We start from the raw sequence: 20,208 nt of genomic DNA on the forward strand, positions 1-20,208 counted from the left end.
GAGGGGTGCCCGATGAGGGACGATATGAAGAATTCAGCCATTTCCGAACGCAAGAACCAGTCGATCTCGCGGGGCGTCGGCATGACGACGCAGATCTACGCCGATCGTGCCGAGAATTCGGAAATCTGGGACGTCGAGGGCCGCCGCTACATCGACTTCTCTTCCGGCATCGCCGTGGTGAACACCGGCCACCGACATCCGAAGGTGATCGAGGCGGTCAAGGCGCAGCTCGACCGCTTCACCCACACCTGCCATCAGGTCGTGCCTTATGAGAGCTATGTTAACCTCGCCGAGCGCCTGAACGGCATGCTTCCCGGCAAGTTCGACAAGAAGACGATCTTCGTCACCACCGGCGCCGAGGCGGTGGAGAACGCCATCAAGGTCGCCCGCAACGCCACCGGCCGCCAGGCGGTCATCGCCTTTGCCGGCGGCTTCCACGGCCGCACCTTCATGGGCATGGCGCTGACCGGCAAGGTCGTGCCCTACAAGGTCGGCTTCGGCGCGATGCCGGGGGATGTCTTCCATGCGCCGTTTCCGGTCGCGCTGCATGGCGTGTCGGTCGCGGATTCGCTTGCCGCGCTCGACAAGCTGTTCAAGGCCGACGTCGATCCGAATCGAGTGGCCGCCATCATCGTCGAGCCGGTGCAGGGCGAGGGCGGTTTCTATGAAGCGCCGCGCGATTTCATGGCAGCGCTTCGCAAGATCTGCGACCAGCACGGCATCCTGCTGGTCGCCGACGAGGTGCAGACCGGCTTTGCCCGCACTGGCAAGATGTTCGCCATGGATCATCATGACGTGGCGCCCGATATCACCACGATGGCCAAGAGCCTTGCCGGCGGCTTCCCGCTGTCGGCCGTCACCGGCCGCGCCGAGATCATGGACGCGCCAGGTCCCGGCGGGCTCGGCGGCACCTATGGCGGCAGCCCGATCGGCGTGGCGGCGGCGCACGCCGTGCTCGATGTCATCGAGGAGGAAAAGCTCTGCGACCGCGCCAATGCGCTGGGCGCAAGGCTGAAGCAGCGGCTGGTGTCGATCCGCGAAGACGTGCCGGAGATCGTCGACATCCGCGGTCCGGGCTTCATGAACGCCGTCGAGTTCAACGACGTGAAGAAGGGCCAGCCCTCGGCCGAGTTCGCCAATGCGGTGCGGCTGAAAGCGCTGGACAAGGGCCTGATTCTCCTCACCTGCGGCGTCTACGGCAACGTCATCCGCTTCCTCTCGCCGATCACCATCCAGGACGGCGTCATGACCGAGGCGCTGGATATACTGGAGACCTCGATCCGCGAGGCGCGGGCGGCCTAACCAGCGGCTCTTACCGGCTCGCTTTCGCTGAAGGCCGCAAGCGCCGCCTTCAGCGCATCCGGCCCGCCTGCCACCGTCTGCGGCGTCGGCGAGAAGCCGGCGCCGAGCATCTTGCGGCCAAGCATATGGTCGGCCGGGCGGTTGACGGATTCGATGCCGAGCAGCCGGTCGCCGGCGTAGTGGTAGATCGAGAACTTGTTGTCGGCGAGATCGCCCAGCACCACGTGGCTGTCCCCGCCTTGCGTCAGCCCGACCATCTGCAGCTTCATGTCGCCGATGTCCGACCAGAACCACGGTACCGCCGAGAAAGGCTCGGCATGGCCAAGGATGGTGCGCGCGGCGAGCCTTGCCTGGTCGGTGGCGTTCTGCACCGATTCCAGGCGCACGTCGCCGCCGGTGAACCAGTGCCGGTAGGAGGCCGCGTCGCCGATGGCGAGGATTTCCGGGATCGAGCTCCGCATATGCTGGTCGACGCGGATGCCGTTCCCGATGGCCAGGCCGGCCGCTTCCGCCAGTTCGACATTGGGCACCACTCCGATGCCGATGATCGCCATTTGCGCCGGCAGGCGCTCGCCGCCTGATGTGATCGCGGCCGAGACGCGTCCGTTGTCGCCTTCCAGACGGGCAACGGTTGTGCCGGTCAGGATGCGCACGCCGATCGCCTCCAGGCGCTGGCGCACATGCGCCGCGATGACCGGCGCCACGGCGCGGCCGAGCAATCGGTCGACGGCCTCGACGACGGTGACGTTGCGGCCGGCCGCCCTTAGCGTCGCCGCGATCTCCAGCCCGATGAAGCCGCCGCCGAGAATGACCACATCCTCGCTTTGCGCGCTGAACTCGCGGATCAGGCGCGCATCGGCCAGCGAGCGCAGCGAGACCACGCCGGCAAGGCCGGCGCCGTCGAGCTTGAGCAGACGCGGCCGCGAGCCCGTCGCGACGATCAGCCGGTCGAAGCCGAGCGTTCCTCCGCCTGCGATAGTCAACTGGCCCGCGCCGGCATCGATGCTGTCGATGCGCACGCCCGGCCGGTAGTCGATTGCGTTGCCCGAATAGAACGCCTCGCCGCGCAAAGGCTGCGGCTTGGCCTCGGCGTCCTTGATGAAGGTCTTGGACAGCGGCGGCTTGTGATAGGGCAGTTCCTGCTCGTCGCCGATCAGGACGACAGGCCCTTCATAGCCTTCTTCGCGCAGGCTGGCGGCGGCCTGCACGCCGGCATGGCCAGCACCGACAATCACAACTCCGTTCGTCATCGCAATCCTTTTTTGTCTGCAAATCTAGGCTCTTGCGCCAGGTGGCGATTGTCTGCCGCCGCCGCAAGAGCCGGGGATCGGGTCGCACCCAGAATGGCTTTCTGTCAATCGGGCTACCGAGACCGAGCCGGGTTTAAAGTTGACATTTGTAGTTTAGAATAATTCTAAACTGTTGTTTCAATTGATTTTTTTTTCTGTCGCGCCAGTTGACTCCCGGCCTCTCCATCGCTTTATGGAGAGCCGCGCGCCAAGCGCATTCCTTTGATGTCTGGGCCTTGAACCCTTTCGATTGGAGGCAAGTGGGTGTCTTTTTATCGCGAACCGCGCATCGGCGCGGCCACCATTTTCCCGGCATGCTCATGGCTCGGCGCGGGTGGGCGCATTTTATTGAATTTCCAAGGAACTGGAGAAGGATGATGACGGCACGTAATGGCGGCAGGCTGGCTGCGATCTGCGCCACGGCTGCACTGACGGCGGCGGTGTTCGTGTTGCCGGCGAAAGCCGAAACCGACGCCAAGGCGGTGATCAAGACCTATGCCGACATCGCTTTGGCCAAATACGAGGATTCGCTCACCACCGCGCAGGCGCTGGACAACGCGGTCGACGCGCTCGTCGCCAATCCCTCGGCCGACACGTTGAACGCCGCGCGCGAAGCCTGGAAGACAGCGCGCGTTCCTTACCAGCAGACCGAAGTCTACCGCTTCGGCAACAAGATTGTCGACGACTGGGAAGGCAAGGTGAATTCCTGGCCGCTGGATGAAGGCCTGATCGACTATGTCGCCAAGAGCTACGGCACCGAGTCGGACGAGAACGCGCTCTACACGGCCAACGTCATCGCCAACAAGGAAATCGAGATCAACGGCAAGAAGGTCGACGCCTCGAAGCTGACGCCCGAGTTCCTTTCGGGCACGCTACAGGAGGCCGGCGGCGTCGAAGCCAATGTCGCGACCGGCTATCACGCCATCGAATTCCTGCTCTGGGGCCAGGACCTGCACGGCACCGGTCCAGGCGCCGGCGAGCGGCCCTACACGGACTACGACCTCAAGAACTGCACGGGCGGCAATTGCGACCGCCGTGCCGAATATCTGAAGTCGGCGAGCGACCTTCTGGTGTCCGACCTGCAGGAAATGCTCGACAACTGGAAGGAAGACGGCGCCGCGCGCAAGAACCTGACCGACGGCGATGCCAATGCCGGCATCTCCACCATCTTCACCGGCATGGGCTCGCTCTCCTATGGCGAACTGGCGGGCGAGCGCATGAAGCTCGGCCTGTTGCTGCACGATCCGGAAGAGGAGCAAGACTGCTTTTCGGACAACACCTACAACTCGCATCTCTATGACGCCGTCGGCATCCGAGACGCCTACCATGCCACCTACAAGCGGCTCGACGGCTCGGTAGTTTCGGGTCCGTCCGTGGCCGACATGGTGAAGGTCGCAGACCCGGCGATCGACAAGGAGCTGTCGGGCAAACTCGATATCACGGTCGCCAAGATGGAGGCCATCAAGGCGCGCGCTTTGGCCGGTGAGGCCTATGACCAGCAGATCGCCGAGGGCAACGCGCAAGGCAACGCCACCGTGCAGGCGGCGATCGACGCCCTGATCGACCAGACCAAGTCGATCGAGCGCGCCGTCGGCTCGCTCAAGCTGAATCAGATCGCCTTCGAGGGTTCCGACAGCCTCGACGCGCCCGACAAGGTGTTCAAGTAACCTCCATACCAGCCAAGCGGCGCCGGACCGGCGCCGTCAGCCAGAGCAAACAGATGCTGATCTGCCATTGCAACATCATCACCGAAAAGGAGATCGAGCAGACGATCGTCGGCCTGCTGGATGAGGATCCCTGGCAGCTGATCGTGCCCGCGAAGGTCTACCACGCGATGCGCAAGCGCGGTCGCTGTTGCGGCTGTTTCCCGAATGTGGTGGAAACGATCATTCGGGTCACCGAGAACTATCACACCCGCTCAGAAGTGGGCGGCGCGGACATCGTTTCACACCTGGATCGCGTGCGAGGCTTGCGCGGCCAATACGGGAGCAGAACCCATGAAAGGCGAACCGCAGGTCATCGAGCGGCTTAATGAAGCTCTGTTTCTGGAGCTTGGAGCCGTCAACCAGTACTGGGTGCATTATCGTCTGCTCGAGGATTGGGGCTACACCAAGTTGGCAAAGAAGGAGCGGGCGGAATCGATCGAGGAAATGCATCACGCCGACCGGCTGATCGCGCGCATCATCTTCCTCGAAGGCCATCCAAACCTGCAGTCCGTCGCGCCGTTGCGCATCGGCCAGAACGTCAAGGAAGTGCTCGAATCCGATCTCGCCGGCGAGTATGACGCGCGCACCGCCTACAAGCGCTCGCGCGAGATCTGCCACGACGCCGGCGACTTCGTCTCGATGAAGCTGTTCGAGGATCTTCTGACCGACGAGGAAGGACATATCGACTTCCTGGAAACGCAGCTCGACCTGCTTGCCTCGATCGGCGAGGAAAAATACGGCCAGCTCAACGCCGACCCGGCCAACGAGGCGGAGTAAGGACATGCGGGAATGCGGCGCCCCGTAGATTTTTCGCGCCGCGCGCGGCCGGCCGGGACACACGGTTTGCCGCCCCAGAATACCCCGCAACACCGGATTGGTCGCGGGGCTTTGCTTTTGCTGGTGATCGTGCTTTCCGCAACCGCCTTGGCCGGTGAGCCGGCGGCCCTGCCGACAAGCCGCACCGACCTGACGCCGAAGGATCAGGCGCGCGTCCTGGCGGTCACCAGCCCGACGACCGACTTTACCAAACCCGAGCGGTTCGAGCTGATGCAGGGCGGCGCCGGCACCTCGCGCAAGGACGTCAACCGCGACGCCTTCTCGCAATCCTCCGCCAACATAACCTTCGAGGAAGAAGGGATATTTAAGCTCGGCAACGCGCTGTTCCGCAAGAACTGGGTGTCGTCGCCGTCTTCGACCCAGGCTTCGGATGGGCTCGGTCCGCTGTTCAATGAACGAGCCTGCCAGAACTGCCATCTGAACGATGGCCGCGGGCATCCTCCGGAAGGCGATGCCGGATCGACATCGATGTTCCTGCGGCTTGCGCGCGACGCGAGCAATGCCGAGGAGAAGGCCGCGCTTGCCGACCATAAGCTGCTGAATTTTCCGGACCCGGTCTATGGCGCGCAATTGCAGGGCCTGGCGGTTCCCGGGCTCAAGGGCGAAGGCCGGATGCGCGTCGATTACCAGGAGCAAAAGGTGACGCTCGGCGACGGCGCCGTCGTTTCGCTGCGCAAGCCGAGCTATACGATCGAAAATCTCGGCTACGGTCCGCTCGATCCGTGCACCACGCTGTCGCCGCGCTTGACGCCGCCGATGATCGGGCTCGGCCTAATCGAGCAGATTGCGCCTGCCGATATCCTTGCCCATGCCGATCCGGACGACCGTAACAGTGACGGCATTTCGGGCCGGCCGAACATCGTGCGCGACGAACTGAGCGGTCAGGTGACCTTGGGCCGCTTCGGCTGGAAGGCGCAGACCGCCTCGATCCGCCAGCAGGCGGCTGACGCCTTTGCCGGCGATATCGGCATCTCGACGCCGGAAATGCCGAGGCCTTGGGGCGACTGCACGGACGCCGAGAAGGAATGCCGCGCCACGCCGAACGGCGTGCAGCAGCGGCTGGGCACGGCCGAAGCCCCGCCGCCGGTGATGGATCTCGTCACCTTCTATTCGCAGAACCTGGCTGTGCCGGCACGCCGCGATCTCGACAAGCCGGACGTGCTTGCCGGCAAGAGACAATTTTACGAGATGGGCTGCATTTCCTGCCACACGCCTAAATTCGTCACCATGCGCGGCACGCCCAACAAGGCGCAGGCCTTCCAGTTGATCTGGCCTTATTCGGACTTCCTCCTGCACGACATGGGCGAGGGCCTCGCCGATGGGCAGCGGGTCGGCGAGGCGACGGGGGCCGAATGGCGCACTCCGCCGCTCTGGGGTATCGGGCTGACCGCGACGGTCAACGGCAACACTTTCTATCTGCATGACGGGCGCGCCCGCACGCTTGCCGAGGCGATCCTGTGGCATGGCGGCGAGGGCCAGAAAGCCCGCGACCGCTTTGCCAGCGCCGACGCTGCCGATCGCGAAGCGCTGATCAAATTCCTGGAGTCCTTATGATGTCGAAACGCGTCGCTCTGACGTCGAAACGTCTGGTCCTTGCTCTTCCTTTCCTTTTGGCCGCCGCGCTGCCGGCATCGGCCGCGGTCAAGGCTTCCGATGTCATCGGCCGCGCGATCGACGGTTTCGTCCGCCCCGCCTATGCCGGCCTCGACGAGCATGCAGAGGGCTTGACCAAGGCGATGCACCAGCTTTGCGAAGCGCCGACCCGCCAAAATCTCGAAGCGGCGCGCGCGGCGTTTTCCGCAACGGTGGAGGCCTGGTCGGTGGCCGAGATCATCGCCTTCGGGCCGATCAAGCAAAACAACCGGCTGGAACGCATGCTCTATTGGCCGGACCGCAAGAGCATCGGCCTGCGGCAAGTGCAGGCCACGATCGCATCGAAAGACCCGTCGGCCACCGATCCGGCGCAACTGGCGCAAAAGAGTGTCGCCATGCAGGGCCTCGGCGCGCTCGAATATGTGCTCTATGGCGACGGCGCCGAAACGCTTGCAGGGAAGGACGAGCCCTATCGCTGCGCTTATGGTGCTGCTGTCGCCGGCAACGTCGAAACCATGGCCGGCGAGGTGCGCGACGCCTGGCAAAAGCCCGACGGCTTCGCGTCGCTCTGGGCCAATCCGGGGCCGAAAAACCCGCTCTACCGCGACGGCAACGAAGCGGTGACGGAACTGGTCGGCGTCTTCATCAACGAGCTGGACATGATCCGCGACGTGCGGCTCAAGGGCTTTCTTGGCGCCGAGCCGGATGCCGACAAGCCGAAGCAGGCGATCTACTGGCGCTCGCAGAACACAGCGACGTCGCTGGCCGGAAATCTCTCCGGCATCGACCAGCTGTTCCAGGCCTCGAAGCTCGGCGACGCGCTGCCTGCCGATGCGCGATGGATGGCCGAATCCATCCACATCCAGCTCACCAACGGCGTGACAACAGCGAAATCGATCGCCGGACCTGTCGACAAGGCCCTCGCCGATCCCACGCTGCGTGACAAGCTCGAGCATTTCGCGCTGATCACCTCCAGCCTGTCGACCTTGATCGGCACCAGGATGACCGCCGAGTTCGGCCTGACCGCGGGCTTTTCGTCGCTGGATGGGGATTGATGCCGTGAGAACCGCCCTCATCGACCGCCGCGATTTCTTGCGCGCCGCAGGCGCGGGCTTCGCCGCCGCGATGGCGCCGCGCGCCTGGGCCGAAACGCTTGCCGCGGATGCGGTGTTTGCCACGGCTTTCGTCAAGCGCGACGGCAGCTTCGGCGCCGCCGTGCTCTCCGAGGCAGGCAAAATCCTGCACAAGGTCGATCTGCCGGATCGCGGCCATGACGTCACTTTCGATCCGGTGTCGAAGCGCTCGGCGGTGTTTGCCCGCCAGCCTGGCACGTTCGCCGTCGTCTTCGACCATGCAGGCCGCGACAAGCCATTGACCATTGCCAGCATCACCGGCCGGCATTTCTTCGGTCATGGCGTGTTCTCGCCCGACGGCGCCTTGCTCTATGCGACCGAGAACGATTTTGACAACGCGGCCGGTGTCGTCGGCGTCTATGACGCGAAGGCAAAGTTCAACCGCATCGGCGAGTTCCCGACCTATGGCATGGGCCCCCACGAGCTGCTCCTGCTCGGCGATGGCCGGACGCTGGCTATCGCCAATGGCGGCATCGAGACCCATCCCGACTATGGCCGCGCCGAGCTCAACATCGCTACGATGAAGCCGTCCTATACGCTCGTAGACCGCGTCACCGGCGACCTGATCGAAAAGCACGAATTGCCGCCGGCGCTGCATCAGCTTTCGATCCGTCACATGGATCGCGACCAGGCGGGCACGGTCTGGTTCGGCTGCCAATATCGCGGGCCGGCGACCGACCGCCCGGCGCTGGTCGGCCGCGCCGTGCGCGGCAAGGAGCTCGACCTGCTGGAGATGCCGCGGGATGTGCTCTCCGGCTTCCGCAACTATATCGGCTCGGTCGCCGCCAATGCCGCGACAGGGACTGTCGCCGTGACCTCGCCGGAGGGCAATTCGCTGGCCGTCCTCAATGCCGCCAGCGGTCGCGTGGTCGCGACCCGGTCGCTGGTCGAGGTCTGCGGCCTCGCGCCCGACGGCGCCGGCTTCATGGCGACCACCGGTGCCGGCGAGATCGTCGGCGGCGCCGGCGCTACCCGTTCCGAGCCGGATTATGTCTGGGACAACCATATGCTGCGCATCGCGGCGGCGTGATCGCCGCGCCTGGAAGCAAAGCCGCTTAACATTTCTCCACCCTGGCCCTTGCGGCGGCGGTCTATGCCGGGCACAGGGAATTGTGTTTCGATCCAGTTCTTTAACCGGCCTATGAAGCTGCTTGAATGAAATTGCTCGCCATCGATTGCGCTGCCAATCTCTGCGCCGCCTGCGTCTATGACGCGGGCGCGGCGAAGGAGCTCGGCCGCGAGGTGCGCGATCTCGGCAAGGGCCATGCCGAGCATCTGATGGCCGTCATCGAGACGGCCATGCAGATCGGCGGCATCGGCTATCTCGACCTCGGCGCCGTTGCTGTCTCGATCGGGCCGGGCTCCTTTACCGGCTTGCGCGTCGGCGTCTCGACCGCACGCGGCCTGGCGCTCGCGCTGAGAATCCCGGCAATCGGCGTGACGACGCTGGAAGCTCTGGCGGCGGAGGGGGCGAGCGCCTTTCCCGGGCGCAAGGTGCTGGCCGCGCTCGACGCCGGCCGCGAGGAAATCCATGCCGCGCTCTATGATGAAGCGTTAGCTGAAACTTACGGACCCTCTGCGGTCACGCTTTCCGAGGCGACGAGCATGGCCATGGACGCCGAGGCGGTCCTGGTCGGCACCGCCGCCCCGCGGATCGCCCAGGCGGCGGGTCGTGTCTCCGATACCGGTCCGGTCGCCGCCACCGCCGACATTGCGACCTATGCCAAGCTGGCCGCCGCCAAGGGACCCGGCGAGAAGCCGAAGCCGCTCTATCTCCGTGGCGCTGACGCCAAGCCGCAGGCGGGTTTCATTCTGCCAAGGCAGGACAAGGGAAAAGGCCGCTGATGCGCATACCGTTCTTTCAGCCGCGCCGCAGGGACTATGCCTTGGAACCGCTGACCGTTGCCGACAGCGCCGCCGTCTCGGTGCTGCATCGCGAGGATTTCGTGCGGCCCTGGACCGATGGCGAATTCGCTGCACTGCTCGAGCAGGACACCGTGTTCGGCTATGCGGCGCGCGAAACCGGGCAGGGCGCCAAGCCACCGGTCGGCTTCGTGCTGGCGCGGCTCGCGGCCGGCGAGGGCGAAATCCTGACGTTCGCCGTCGCCCGTAGCCATCGCCGCCAGGGCCTTGGCTGGCAATTGATGGACGCCGTGCTGCGCGAGCTTCATACACAGCGCGCCGAAGCGCTCTTCCTCGAGGTCGACGAGACCAACGCGCCGGCGATCGGGCTTTACCGCAGGCTCGGCTTCATCCAAGTCGGCCATCGCCCGAACTATTACCGTTCGACCGAGCACGGCCCGACCGGCGCGCTTGTCATGCGCCGCGATCTTCGCTAGCCACAGCCGCGCATGGGGCCGGAGCGAATGATCAAGAAATCACGGATTTTCCTGGCGCTCTTCTATGTCGTCATCTGTTCACTGGTGCTGGTGCCGCTGCAGATCCTGTCGATGAAGACCGGGCTCTGGCCCGAAACGGTCATCCTGAAGATCTGGCACAGCATGATTCTGAGGGCGCTTGGCATGCGGGTGCATGTGAAAGGCGCCTTGGCCAAGGACCGCCCTCTGCTGGTGGCGGCCAACCACATCTCCTGGACCGACATCATGGTGCTCGGCTCCTTCGTCGACGTGAAGTTCATCGCCAGGGCCGACATGGAGGGCTGGCCGCTGATCGGCATGCTGTCCAAGCTGCAGCGCACTGTCTTCATCGAACGCGAGCGCAAGCGCACCTCGAGCGACCAGGCAAGCGAGATCGCCAAAAGGATGGCAAAAGGCGACGCCATGGTGCTGTTCGCCGAAGGCTCGACGGGCGACGGCAATCTCGTTCTGCCGTTCAAGAGCACGCTCTTCGGCGCGGCCACGATGGCGATCTCGGAAGGCGCGGCGGAGCAGGTCTTCATCCAGCCGGTGGCAATCGCCTATACGCGCCTGCACGGCATGCCGATGGGGCGCCGCCATCGGCCGATGACTGCCTGGATCGGCGACCAGGATCTGATGCCGCATCTCAAAACCCTGCTTGCTGAAGGCGCGATCGACGCCGAGGTACATTTCGGCGCGCCGGTGCCGTTCTCGAAGGGCTCGAACCGCAAGGAAACGGCAAGGCTGATGGAGGCCAAGGTGCGCGAGATGATGCAGGCCGTCCTCGCGGACCCGGCTAAGAGTCGGTGAGTCCAGGGTGCGCGGCGCGCTTCAGGCAGAATCGTCTGTTTTTTGTCACGGAAAGGCGGTAGAAGCCGCCCGATGGAATTGAACACTATTGAAAGCCACGACATCGGCGCTGGGTCCGAGCACTCGGCCGGCACGGGCCGGACGGCGAAAAAGGTCTTCGTCAAGACCTATGGCTGCCAGATGAACGTCTACGATTCCCAGCGCATGACCGATGCGCTGGCGGCCGACGGCTATGTCGCCGCCGACGCCGTCGAAGACGCCGACCTGGTGCTGCTCAACACCTGCCATATCCGCGAAAAGGCGGCGGAAAAGGTCTATTCCGAGCTTGGCCGCATCCGCGACATGAAGGCCGAGCGCGCCGAGGCCGGCCGCGAACTCCTGATCGGCGTCGCCGGCTGCGTGGCGCAGGCCGAAGGCGCCGAGATCATCCGCCGCGCCCCCGCGGTCGATCTGGTCATCGGCCCGCAGACCTATCACCGGCTGCCCGACGTGCTGGCAAGGGTCCGTGGCGGCGAGAAGATCGTCGAGACCGAATACGCCATCGAGGACAAGTTCGAGCATCTGCCGCAGCCGAAGCGCGCCGAGCTCGCCAGGCGCGGCGTCACCGCTTTCCTCACGGTGCAGGAAGGCTGCGACAAGTTCTGCACCTTCTGCGTGGTGCCCTACACGCGCGGCTCTGAGGTCTCGCGCCCGGTGGCGCAGATCGTCGCCGAGGCCGAGCGCCTGGCCGAGGCCGGCGTGCGCGAGGTGACCTTGCTCGGCCAGAACGTCAACGCCTGGCACGGCGTCGGCGAAAACGGCGAGGAATGGGGCCTCGGCCGTCTCCTGTTCCGGCTTGCGGAAATCCCCGGCCTTGCGCGGCTGCGCTACACCACCAGCCATCCGCGCGACATGGACGACGAATTGATCGCCGCGCATCGTGACCTGTCCGCCCTCATGCCCTATCTGCATTTGCCGGTGCAGTCGGGATCCGATCGGATTTTGAAGGCAATGAACCGCAGGCACACGGCACGTGACTACCTGGCGCTGATCGAGCGCATCCGTGCCGCCCGCCCCGACATCGCCATGTCCGGCGACTTCATCGTCGGCTTCCCCGGCGAGACGGAGGAGGATTTCGAGGCGACGCTGAAGCTTGTGCGCGAGGTGAACTACGCCGCCTGTTTCTCGTTCAAATATTCGCCGCGGCCCGGCACGCCGGGCGCCGAGATGGACGGGCACCTCGCCGAAGCGGTGAAGGACGAGCGGCTGCAGCGCCTGCAGGCGCTGATCAACGAGCAGCAGCGGAATTTCATCGCCGGCCTGGTCGGCCGCACCGTCAGCACGCTGATCGAGAAGCCCGGCCGCCATGCCGGCCAGATCGTCGGCCGCTCGCCATGGCTGAATCCGGTTATTGTTGACGACAAGGCCGGTGGAATCGGTGACATTATTGACGTACGAATCACGAAGACAGGCTCCAACAGCCTGTTCGCCGAGTTGGTCTGATGCATGTCGCCCAAAAGTGCCCGCGGTTTAGGGACAACGACATGCATAGCCAAAAGCCTCGGCAGATGAGGAGAGACGGTTGAGCGCTGCCGAACTGAAGAATTCGCCCCAGAACCAGGCGTCCGGGGCTTCCGACATGGCGCACATCGTACTGACCTTCGACAACAACAAGCTTGCCAGCGCCCTTTATGGTCAGTTCGACGAGAATCTGGCCCGGCTCGAGCAGAAGCTCGGCGTCGATATCCGCTCGCGCGGCAACCAGCTTGCGATCAAGGGCTCGGCTTCGGCCGCCGAACAGGCGCGCCGCGCGCTGGACACGCTCTACGGCATTCTCCAGAAAGGCGTCGACATCGGCCAGTCGGACGTCGACGGCGCCGTGCGCATGGCGATTGCCGCCGACGACCAGCTGACGCTGCCCACCATGGAGCGCAAGGGCAAGGTTTCCGCCGCTCAGATATCGACGCGCAAGAAGACGATCTATGCCCGCTCGCTGACGCAGGACGCCTATATGCGAGCGCTGGAGCGTTCCGAAATGGTCTTCGGCATCGGCCCCGCCGGCACCGGCAAGACCTATCTGGCGGTGGCGCATGCCGCCATGCTGCTCGAACGCGGCATGGTCGAGCGCATCGTGCTGTCGCGCCCCGCCGTCGAGGCTGGCGAGCGGCTTGGCTTCCTGCCCGGCGACATGAAGGAGAAGGTCGACCCCTATCTCAGGCCCCTCTACGACGCGCTCTACGACATGATGCCGGCCGACAAGGTCGAGCGGGCGATCGCGGCCGAGGTCATCGAGATCGCGCCGCTCGCCTTCATGCGTGGCCGCACGTTGGCGCATGCGGCGGTGATCCTCGACGAGGCGCAGAACACCACGCCGATGCAGATGAAGATGTTCCTGACCCGCCTCGGCGAGAATTCGCGCATGATCGTCACAGGCGATCCGACCCAGATCGACCTGCCGCCCAACACCAAGTCGGGACTGGTCGAGGCGCTGCGCATCCTCGACGGCGTGCCCGGCATCGTCACCGTCCGCTTCAACGAGGGCGACGTGGTGCGCCATCCGCTGGTCGCCGAGATCGTCAAGGCCTATGACCGCGACGGCAAGCTGGCGCGAGGCTTGGGCGCCGAAAGCTGATTAAAAGCAATGGCTCCAAACCCGGAACTTGGCGGCGAGACGCCGGTCGGTATTGATATTTTCGTCGAGGCGGGCGATTGGCCGGCGGAAGCCGAGTTGACGCGGCTCGTCGATCGCGCCGTTGCAGCCGCCTTTGCCGAGACCGGCGCCGGCGGAGCTTCCGAGCTCAGCATCGTTTTTTCCGACGACGGCCATATCCGGACGCTCAATGCCGAATGGCGCGGCCAGGACAAGCCCACCAACGTGTTGTCCTTCCCGGCTTTTTCCTTCCCGAAAGGCGGCCGGCTGCCGCCGATGCTGGGCGACATCGTGCTCGCCTCCGAGACGGTGGCGCGCGAAGCCGCCCTGGAAGCCAAGCCGATTGAGAACCATATCACCCATCTCGTCATCCATGGCCTGTTGCATCTTCTGGGCCATGATCACGAGACCGACGCCGAGGCGGAGGAGATGGAAGCGATAGAGCGCGCCGCGCTTGCGAGGCTTGCCATTCCCGATCCCTACGCGTAACAAAAAAGCTCAATTGACCTGATGGCGATGAACGACACACCAGAAACTGCCGCCCGCCCGGACGCCGGCAGTGCTGCCAAGCCTTCCGAAAAGACGGAAGAGGGCTCAAGTCCGAGTATTCCCACCGGCAGCGCGGCCGCCGAGCCGACGCATGCCGGTCCTTCCCTCTTCGACCGCGTGCTTGGCCTGTTCCGGCACCGCAACGGCACCAGCCTGCGCGAGGAGATCGCCGGCGCGCTTGCCGAAACGGCGACCGACGCCGAATCCTTCTCGCCGGGCGAACGCGCCATGCTCAACAACATCCTGCGCCTGCGCGAGGTGCGGGTCGAGGACGTCATGGTGCCGCGCGCCGATATCGAGGCGGTCGAGATCAACACCACCCTTGGCGACCTGCTCGGTCTTTTCGAGCAGTCCGGCCATTCGCGTATGCCGGTCTATTCCGAGACGCTCGACGATCCGCGCGGCATGGTCCACATTCGCGACGTGCTCGCCCACATCACCAAGGTCGCCCGCGTCAAGAAGGGCCGCACCAGGGCGAAGGCGCCGGCGATGACGGCGCTCGACCTCGCGCAGGTCGATCTCTCGCGCACCATCGGCGATCTCAATCTGATCCGCCAGGTGCTGTTCGTGCCGCCCTCGATGCTCGCCTCCGACCTGATGGGCCGCATGCAGACGACGCGCACGCAGATGGCGCTGGTCATCGACGAATATGGCGGCACCGACGGCCTCGCCTCGCTGGAAGACATCGTCGAGATGGTGGTCGGCGACATCGAGGACGAGCATGACGACGACGAGCCGATGATCACGCAGACCGGCGACGGCGTCTTCGTCGTCGACGGCAAGGCCGAGATCGACGAGGTCGCCAAGATGATCGGCGGGGATTTCGCCGCCGGCGAACATGGCGAATATGTCGACACCATCGGCGGCATGATCTTCAACACACTGGGCCGCGTCCCGGCCCGCGGCGAAGTCGTGCAGGCCATCCCGGGCTTCGAGTTCCATGTGCTCGACGCCGACCCGCGCCGCGTCAAGCGCGTGCGCATCGTGCAGAGTCAAAAGGGCGAGCGTCAGCGCCGCCGCGCGGCCCGCACCGAACAGGCCTGATATTCGGAGCAATTCCAGGAAGAGTGCGTAGCGTTTTTTCGTCCGGAATTGCGTAGAAGGACTTGGAGCGGCATGCCGATCGACGATCCGTTCAAGCACGCGGTCCTGGGCTCAGGCGTCTTCTATCGCGATCCGCGCGCGGCATTGGCCTTTCTGCAGGCGGCCTTCGGCTTCGAGCCGAGCGTGCTGGTGAGCGACGCCGACGACCGGCTCGTGCATGCTGAAATGCGTTTCGGCGACGGCTACATCATTGTCGATTCCGAATGGGATGAGCGTATCGCCAGTCCCGCCTCCGTCGGCGGCAGGAACACGCAAGCCGTCTATGTCCGTTTGCAGCAAGATATTGATGCTCATTGCGAGCAAGCGCGCGCGGCGGGCGCGGAAATCGTCGAGGAGCCCGCCGATCATTTCTACGGCGAGCGCCAATATCGTGCCCGTGATCCCGAAGGCCATGTCTGGACATTCACGCGCACCGTGCGTGTTGTGCCCAAGGACGAAGCTGAGCGGCTGAGCGGCCTGCGCATCGAGGGCTGGCATAAATAGAAAGACCGTGTATCAGGCCGCGCTTATCCGGGTTTGGATCGGGCGGCACAGCCTGTTAAATCTCTAGCTCCTGATTCGCGCGACTTGGGAAGCTTGATGCAGCGCTTTGCCGGCCGGATAATTCTGCTGTGGGGGTGGCGGCGGTCGCTGGTGGCCTTTGCCGCAGGGGCGCTGGCGGTGCTTGCCCAGGCGCCCTACGATTTCTTCGCCGTTTGCTTCGTCTCGTTTCCGGTGCTCGTCTGGCTGCTCGACGGCGCCACCGGCGAGGCTTCCGATGGCTGGTTCCGGCGTCTGAGGCCGGCTTTCGCCACCGGCTGGTGGTTCGGCTTCGGCTACTTCCTCGCCGGTCTCTGGTGGATCGGCCAGGCATTGCTGGTCGAGGCCGACAGCTTCGCCTGGGCCTTGCCCTTCGCCGTTGTTGGCATCCCTTTCGCGCTGGCCATCTTCTATGGCTTTGCCACCGTGGTGGCACGGCTGTTCTGGAGCAGCGATATCGGCCGCATCGCCGCGCTCGCCTTCGGCTTCGGCCTTGCCGAATGGCTGCGCGACTTCCTCTTCACCGGCTTTCCCTGGAACGCCGTCGGCTATGCTGCCATGCCGGTGCCGCTCCTGATGCAGAGCGTGTCGGTGACCGGCATGATCGGCATGAACGCGCTCGCCGTCTTCCTGTTTTCCCTTCCCGCGCTCGTCGCGGCGCGCCGGCATCTGAGGCTGGGTATCGCCCTGTTCATCATCCTCGTCGTCGCCCATGTCGGCTTCGGCTATTTCAGGCTCGCCACCCCGGTGAAACCGACACGCTCGATCGATGTCCGCATCGTCCAGCCCGCGGTCGATCTCAGTGAAAAATGGGACGCCTCGGTGCGCGACCGCATCTTCGCAACTTTGCTGGGGATATCGGGGAAAGCGCCGGAAGAGGGGCATGCCAAGCCGCAGCTCATCCTGTGGCCGGAGACGTCGGTGCCGTTCCTGTTCACCGAGCGTCCGGACGCGCTGACGGCGCTAGGCGATATGCTGGCCGACGGCCAGATGCTGATTGCCGGTGTCGTGCGCGAGGAGGGCGGATCGGCGAGCGCCGGCAGCCGCTATTACAATTCCGTCGTGGCGATCAACGACAAGGGCGAGATCGTCGATGCGGTAGACAAGGTGCATCTGGTGCCCTTCGGCGAGTATCTGCCCTTCGCCGACCTGTTCGAACGCTTCGGCATCGGCCAGCTCGTTGCCGGACCGATGAATTTTGCAGCCGGAAACGAGCGGCATCCGATCGGCGTGCCGGGCGGCCTGCGCGCTGCTCCGTTCATCTGCTACGAGGTGATCTTTCCCGATCTCGTCGCCGCCGACGCTGCGTCATCTGACGTAATTGTGAACGTCACCAATGACGCCTGGTTCGGCGATACGCCAGGCCCCTATCAACACTTCAGGCAGGCCCAGATTCGTGCCGTGGAGAATGGATTGCCGCTGTTGCGCGCGGCCAACAACGGCATCTCCGCCGTTGTCGATTCGCGCGGACGCATTGTCGATGCGCTTGCCGTCGACGCACGCGGCGCCATCGACGCGCATGTGCCGGTCTCTGGGCGCGCGCTCCTGTCTCCCGACCAGCGGCGCATTAACGGATTGCTGATCATGTTGCTGTTTGCGCTCGCCGCCTTCACATTGAATGTAAGGCAGCGGCTACGGGTGAATTGACAGTCGGCACATTAGAAACTCATACTGTAATGCCTAAAATTTTCTCGAAGTCGGTTGGAGGGTTCTGTTGGGGCAGGTGGCTCCGGCTTCATATGGGCGGAACAAAATAGAAAAAGCCGGAAAAATTCGGCGAGGAAAAAATGATAGAAGAGAACAAGAAGAAGCCGAATCCGATCGACATCCATGTCGGGAGCCGCATCCGGCTGCGTCGCAATATGCTTGGAATGAGCCAGGAAAAGCTGGGTGAAAATCTCGGCATCACCTTTCAGCAGATACAGAAGTACGAGAAGGGCACGAACAGGGTGGGCGCCAGCCGTCTGCAGGCAATCGCCTCCATCCTGAGCGTTCCCGTCGCCTTCTTCTTCGAGGATGCCCCGGGCGAGGAGACCGGCGGCGGCAATCGGGGATTTGCCGAAGACTCCTCGATGGCCTTCGCCATCGAATTCTGCGGCAGTCCCGAGGGGCTTCAGCTCAACCGGGCTTTTGTCAAAATCGGCGACGTCAAGGTGCGCCGCCGGATCATCGATCTGGTCAAGGCGCTCTCCGCCGACGACGCCGACTGACTTTTACCTATGCCGCCGGCGGGGTCCTGCCGCCGGTGGCATAGCCGACTTTGCCTTCCATTCATGCCAGATCCGTCGCGCCGCTTGACGAGCGGCGCCCGGCACCGCTAACACGTGGCGCGCCAAAATCGGCAGGCCTGCCGATCTTTTTTCAAGAGGGGACACCCGTGACGCGGCAGAATTATCTCTTCACCTCGGAATCCGTCTCCGAGGGCCATCCCGACAAAGTCTGTGACCGTATCTCCGACGAGATCGTCGATCTGGTCTATCGCGAAGCCAAGAAGACGGGCATGGATCCGTGGAAGGTGCGCGTCGCCTGCGAGACGCTGGCCACCACCAACCGTGTCGTCATTGCCGGCGAGGTCCGCGTTCCGGACACGCTTTTGAAGAAGGACAAGACGGGCAACGTCCTCAAGGATGCGTCCGGCCATCCGGTGGTCAACCCGGCCAAGTTCAAGTCCGTTGCCCGCAAGGCGATCCGCGAGATCGGATACGAGCAGTCCGGCTTCCACTGGAAGACCGCCAAGATCGACGTGCTGCTGCACGGCCAGTCGCCCGACATCGGCCAGGGCGTCGACAACGCCGCCGACCGCCAGGGTGAGGAAGGCGCGGGCGACCAGGGCATCATGTTCGGCTACGCCTGCCGTGAGACGCCCGACCTGATGCCGGCGCCGATCTACTACAGCCACAAGATTCTCGAATTGCTGGCCGCGGCGCGCCATGAAGGCAATGGCGAGGCCGGTAAGCTCGGCCCGGACGCCAAGAGCCAGGTCACCGTGCGCTATGCCGACGGCAAGGCCGCCGAGGTCACGCAGATCGTGCTCTCCACCCAGCATCTCGATGCGAGCTGGGACTCCAAGAAGGTCCGCAAGGTGGTCGAGCCCTATATCCGCGAGGCGCTCGGCGACCTGAAGATCGCCGAGGACTGCAACTGGTACATCAACCCGACCGGCAAGTTCGTCATCGGCGGGCCTGACGGCGATGCCGGCCTCACTGGCCGCAAGATCATCGTCGACACCTATGGCGGCGCGGCACCGCATGGCGGCGGCGCCTTCTCGGGCAAGGACACGACCAAGGTCGACCGTTCGGCCGCCTATGCGGCCCGCTACCTGGCCAAGAACGTGGTGGCGGCCAAGCTTGCCGACCGCTGCACCATCCAGCTCTCCTACGCCATTGGCGTCGCCCAGCCGTTGTCGGTCTATGTCGACCTGCACGGCACCGGCAAGGTCGAGGAAGCGAAGCTCGAAGAGGCGCTGCGCAAGGTGATGGACCTGTCGCCGTCGGGCATCCGCCGTCATCTCGATTTGAACAAGCCGATCTATGCAAAAACCTCGTCCTACGGCCATTTCGGCCGCAAGGCCGGTCGCGACGGCTCCTTCTCCTGGGAGAAGACCGATCTCGCCAAGGCGCTCAAGGACGCCGTAGCCGCCTGACGCCAGCGGACGCAAAGGACAGGCCGAGCCGGGCGACCGAAGGATTCTTCGGCCGCCGGCACGGCAAGACCATACGCCCGCAGCAGGCGCTCGCGCTCGAAAGCGGGCTGCGCGAGTATCGGATCGACCTGACGGCGCACGCGCCGGCTGACCTCAGCACCTTGTTCAAGACGCAGGTTTCGGCGCTGCAGCTGGAAATCGGCTTCGGCGGCGGCGAACATCTCCTGCATCGCGCCACGGTAGCCCCGCAGATCGGCTTCATCGGCGTTGAGCCCTTCGTCAACGGCATGGCCAAGATGATGACGGCGCTGGGCAAGACGCCGCTTGCCAATCTCAAGGTCTATGACGACGACGCCACGCGACTGCTCGACTGGCTGCCGTCAGCCTCGCTCGACGGCATCGACCTGCTCTATCCCGATCCGTGGCCGAAGAAGAAGCACTGGAAACGGCGCTTCGTCGGTCCGGCCAATCTCGCCCGCTTTGCCCGGGTGCTGAAAGCCGGAGGCAGGTTCCGCTTCGCCTCCGATATCGACAGCTACGTGAACTGGACGCTGCTTGCCTGCCGGCATCGCGGCGACTTTGAGTGGCAAGCGCGAGACGCTGCCGATTGGCACCGGCCCTATGCGGGCTGGCCCGGCACCCGTTACGAGGCCAAGGCGATACGCGAGGGACGCCGGCCTGCCTATCTGACCTTCATTCGGCAATAGGTAGCCGAGTCTCTGTATCGCATTTATCGC

General features: G+C 64.5%; 20 protein-coding genes. 19 read left to right on the top strand and 1 reads right to left on the bottom strand.

The window, feature by feature from the left end; genetic code table 11:
- Positions 1-24 precede the first annotated feature (24 nt).
- Complete coding sequence (locus FJW06_RS09790; RefSeq protein ID WP_140751002.1) at positions 25-1,302, top strand: 4-aminobutyrate--2-oxoglutarate transaminase; 1,278 nt, start codon at positions 25-27, stop codon at positions 1,300-1,302.
- Here FJW06_RS09790 and FJW06_RS09795 read toward each other — a convergent pair.
- Positions 1,299-2,552 (bottom strand): FAD-dependent oxidoreductase, encoded by a 1,254-nt coding sequence (locus FJW06_RS09795; RefSeq protein WP_140751005.1) that lies wholly within the window; start codon positions 2,550-2,552, stop codon positions 1,299-1,301. The genes FJW06_RS09790 and FJW06_RS09795 overlap by 4 nt on opposite strands.
- A 416-nt stretch (positions 2,553-2,968) precedes the next feature.
- Between FJW06_RS09795 and FJW06_RS09800 the strand changes: the two genes are divergently transcribed.
- The 18 genes from FJW06_RS09800 to FJW06_RS09885 all read left to right on the top strand — a co-directional run bounded on the left by FJW06_RS09800 (position 2,969) and on the right by FJW06_RS09885 (position 20,178).
- On the top strand, positions 2,969-4,258 hold the full coding sequence (locus tag FJW06_RS09800; protein ID WP_140751154.1) for an imelysin family protein: 1,290 nt from the start codon (positions 2,969-2,971) through the stop codon (positions 4,256-4,258).
- A gap of 53 nt (positions 4,259-4,311) precedes the next feature.
- Positions 4,312-4,623, top strand: a complete 312-nt coding sequence (locus tag FJW06_RS09805; protein ID WP_140751007.1) for a (2Fe-2S)-binding protein — start codon at positions 4,312-4,314, stop codon at positions 4,621-4,623.
- The gene (gene bfr / locus FJW06_RS09810) at positions 4,589-5,074 is read left to right on the top strand and encodes a bacterioferritin (protein WP_140751009.1); all 486 of its coding nucleotides are present in this window, start codon (positions 4,589-4,591) and stop codon (positions 5,072-5,074) included. Before FJW06_RS09805 ends, bfr begins: the two co-directional genes overlap by 35 nt.
- Before the next feature lie 12 nt (positions 5,075-5,086).
- The gene (locus FJW06_RS09815; RefSeq protein WP_140751011.1) at positions 5,087-6,688 is read left to right on the top strand and encodes a di-heme oxidoredictase family protein; all 1,602 of its coding nucleotides are present in this window, start codon (positions 5,087-5,089) and stop codon (positions 6,686-6,688) included.
- Entirely contained in the window at positions 6,688-7,782 is a 1,095-nt protein-coding gene (locus FJW06_RS09820) for an imelysin family protein (RefSeq protein ID WP_140751156.1), read from the top strand. Before FJW06_RS09815 ends, FJW06_RS09820 begins: the two co-directional genes overlap by 1 nt.
- A 4-nt stretch (positions 7,783-7,786) precedes the next feature.
- Positions 7,787-8,890 carry a DUF1513 domain-containing protein gene (locus FJW06_RS09825; RefSeq protein WP_140751013.1) on the top strand — a complete coding sequence of 368 codons (1,104 nt, stop codon included), beginning with the start codon at positions 7,787-7,789 and terminating at the stop codon, positions 8,888-8,890.
- Positions 8,891-9,015: 125 nt separating this feature from the next.
- Positions 9,016-9,705, top strand: coding sequence for a tRNA (adenosine(37)-N6)-threonylcarbamoyltransferase complex dimerization subunit type 1 TsaB (gene tsaB / locus FJW06_RS09830; RefSeq protein ID WP_140751015.1), 690 nt, complete (start codon positions 9,016-9,018; stop codon positions 9,703-9,705).
- Positions 9,705-10,199, top strand: coding sequence for an N-acetyltransferase (locus FJW06_RS09835; RefSeq protein ID WP_140751017.1), 495 nt, complete (start codon positions 9,705-9,707; stop codon positions 10,197-10,199). Before tsaB ends, FJW06_RS09835 begins: the two co-directional genes overlap by 1 nt.
- Before the next feature lie 27 nt (positions 10,200-10,226).
- The gene (locus FJW06_RS09840) at positions 10,227-11,027 is read left to right on the top strand and encodes a lysophospholipid acyltransferase family protein (protein ID WP_140751019.1); all 801 of its coding nucleotides are present in this window, start codon (positions 10,227-10,229) and stop codon (positions 11,025-11,027) included.
- Between the two features lie 72 nt (positions 11,028-11,099).
- The gene (gene miaB, locus FJW06_RS09845; protein WP_140751021.1) at positions 11,100-12,509 is read left to right on the top strand and encodes a tRNA (N6-isopentenyl adenosine(37)-C2)-methylthiotransferase MiaB; all 1,410 of its coding nucleotides are present in this window, start codon (positions 11,100-11,102) and stop codon (positions 12,507-12,509) included.
- Positions 12,510-12,645: 136 nt separating this feature from the next.
- On the top strand, positions 12,646-13,638 hold the full coding sequence (locus FJW06_RS09850) for a PhoH family protein (RefSeq protein WP_245467349.1): 993 nt from the start codon (positions 12,646-12,648) through the stop codon (positions 13,636-13,638).
- 9 nt (positions 13,639-13,647) lie between these two features.
- Positions 13,648-14,145, top strand: coding sequence for an rRNA maturation RNase YbeY (gene ybeY, locus FJW06_RS09855; RefSeq protein WP_140751025.1), 498 nt, complete (start codon positions 13,648-13,650; stop codon positions 14,143-14,145).
- A gap of 27 nt (positions 14,146-14,172) precedes the next feature.
- Positions 14,173-15,249, top strand: coding sequence for a hemolysin family protein (locus FJW06_RS09860; RefSeq protein WP_140751027.1), 1,077 nt, complete (start codon positions 14,173-14,175; stop codon positions 15,247-15,249).
- Positions 15,250-15,321: 72 nt separating this feature from the next.
- Positions 15,322-15,792 carry a VOC family protein gene (locus FJW06_RS09865; protein WP_140751029.1) on the top strand — a complete coding sequence of 157 codons (471 nt, stop codon included), beginning with the start codon at positions 15,322-15,324 and terminating at the stop codon, positions 15,790-15,792.
- Positions 15,793-15,888: 96 nt separating this feature from the next.
- Positions 15,889-17,475, top strand: coding sequence for an apolipoprotein N-acyltransferase (lnt, locus tag FJW06_RS09870; RefSeq protein WP_140751031.1), 1,587 nt, complete (start codon positions 15,889-15,891; stop codon positions 17,473-17,475).
- A gap of 143 nt (positions 17,476-17,618) precedes the next feature.
- The gene (locus FJW06_RS09875) at positions 17,619-18,038 is read left to right on the top strand and encodes a helix-turn-helix transcriptional regulator (protein ID WP_181178207.1); all 420 of its coding nucleotides are present in this window, start codon (positions 17,619-17,621) and stop codon (positions 18,036-18,038) included.
- Positions 18,039-18,205: 167 nt separating this feature from the next.
- Positions 18,206-19,471 (top strand): methionine adenosyltransferase, encoded by a 1,266-nt coding sequence (gene metK, locus FJW06_RS09880; RefSeq protein WP_140751035.1) that lies wholly within the window; start codon positions 18,206-18,208, stop codon positions 19,469-19,471.
- A complete protein-coding gene (locus FJW06_RS09885; RefSeq protein ID WP_140751037.1) occupies positions 19,468-20,178 on the top strand; it encodes a tRNA (guanosine(46)-N(7))-methyltransferase TrmB in 711 nt (236 codons plus the stop codon). Before metK ends, FJW06_RS09885 begins: the two co-directional genes overlap by 4 nt.
- Positions 20,179-20,208: the final 30 nt, after the last annotated feature.

Origin of the sequence: Mesorhizobium sp. B4-1-3 (assembly GCF_006439355.1) — a bacterium.
GTDB lineage: Bacteria > Pseudomonadota > Alphaproteobacteria > Rhizobiales > Rhizobiaceae > Mesorhizobium.

Coding starts and splice junctions, on each gene's coding strand:
- FJW06_RS09800 (WP_140751154.1), top strand. CDS start 2,969: ATGACGGCACGTAATGGCGGCAGGCTGGCTGCGATCTGCGCCACGGCT.
- bfr (WP_140751009.1), top strand. CDS start 4,589: ATGAAAGGCGAACCGCAGGTCATCGAGCGGCTTAATGAAGCTCTGTTT.
- FJW06_RS09795 (WP_140751005.1), bottom strand. CDS start 2,552: ATGACGAACGGAGTTGTGATTGTCGGTGCTGGCCATGCCGGCGTGCAG.
- ybeY (WP_140751025.1), top strand. CDS start 13,648: ATGGCTCCAAACCCGGAACTTGGCGGCGAGACGCCGGTCGGTATTGAT.
- FJW06_RS09805 (WP_140751007.1), top strand. CDS start 4,312: ATGCTGATCTGCCATTGCAACATCATCACCGAAAAGGAGATCGAGCAG.
- miaB (WP_140751021.1), top strand. CDS start 11,100: ATGGAATTGAACACTATTGAAAGCCACGACATCGGCGCTGGGTCCGAG.
- FJW06_RS09820 (WP_140751156.1), top strand. CDS start 6,688: ATGTCGAAACGCGTCGCTCTGACGTCGAAACGTCTGGTCCTTGCTCTT.
- tsaB (WP_140751015.1), top strand. CDS start 9,016: ATGAAATTGCTCGCCATCGATTGCGCTGCCAATCTCTGCGCCGCCTGC.
- FJW06_RS09835 (WP_140751017.1), top strand. CDS start 9,705: ATGCGCATACCGTTCTTTCAGCCGCGCCGCAGGGACTATGCCTTGGAA.
- FJW06_RS09860 (WP_140751027.1), top strand. CDS start 14,173: ATGAACGACACACCAGAAACTGCCGCCCGCCCGGACGCCGGCAGTGCT.
- FJW06_RS09850 (WP_245467349.1), top strand. CDS start 12,646: ATGGCGCACATCGTACTGACCTTCGACAACAACAAGCTTGCCAGCGCC.
- FJW06_RS09790 (WP_140751002.1), top strand. CDS start 25: ATGAAGAATTCAGCCATTTCCGAACGCAAGAACCAGTCGATCTCGCGG.
- FJW06_RS09840 (WP_140751019.1), top strand. CDS start 10,227: ATGATCAAGAAATCACGGATTTTCCTGGCGCTCTTCTATGTCGTCATC.
- FJW06_RS09865 (WP_140751029.1), top strand. CDS start 15,322: ATGCCGATCGACGATCCGTTCAAGCACGCGGTCCTGGGCTCAGGCGTC.
- lnt (WP_140751031.1), top strand. CDS start 15,889: ATGCAGCGCTTTGCCGGCCGGATAATTCTGCTGTGGGGGTGGCGGCGG.
- FJW06_RS09815 (WP_140751011.1), top strand. CDS start 5,087: ATGCGGCGCCCCGTAGATTTTTCGCGCCGCGCGCGGCCGGCCGGGACA.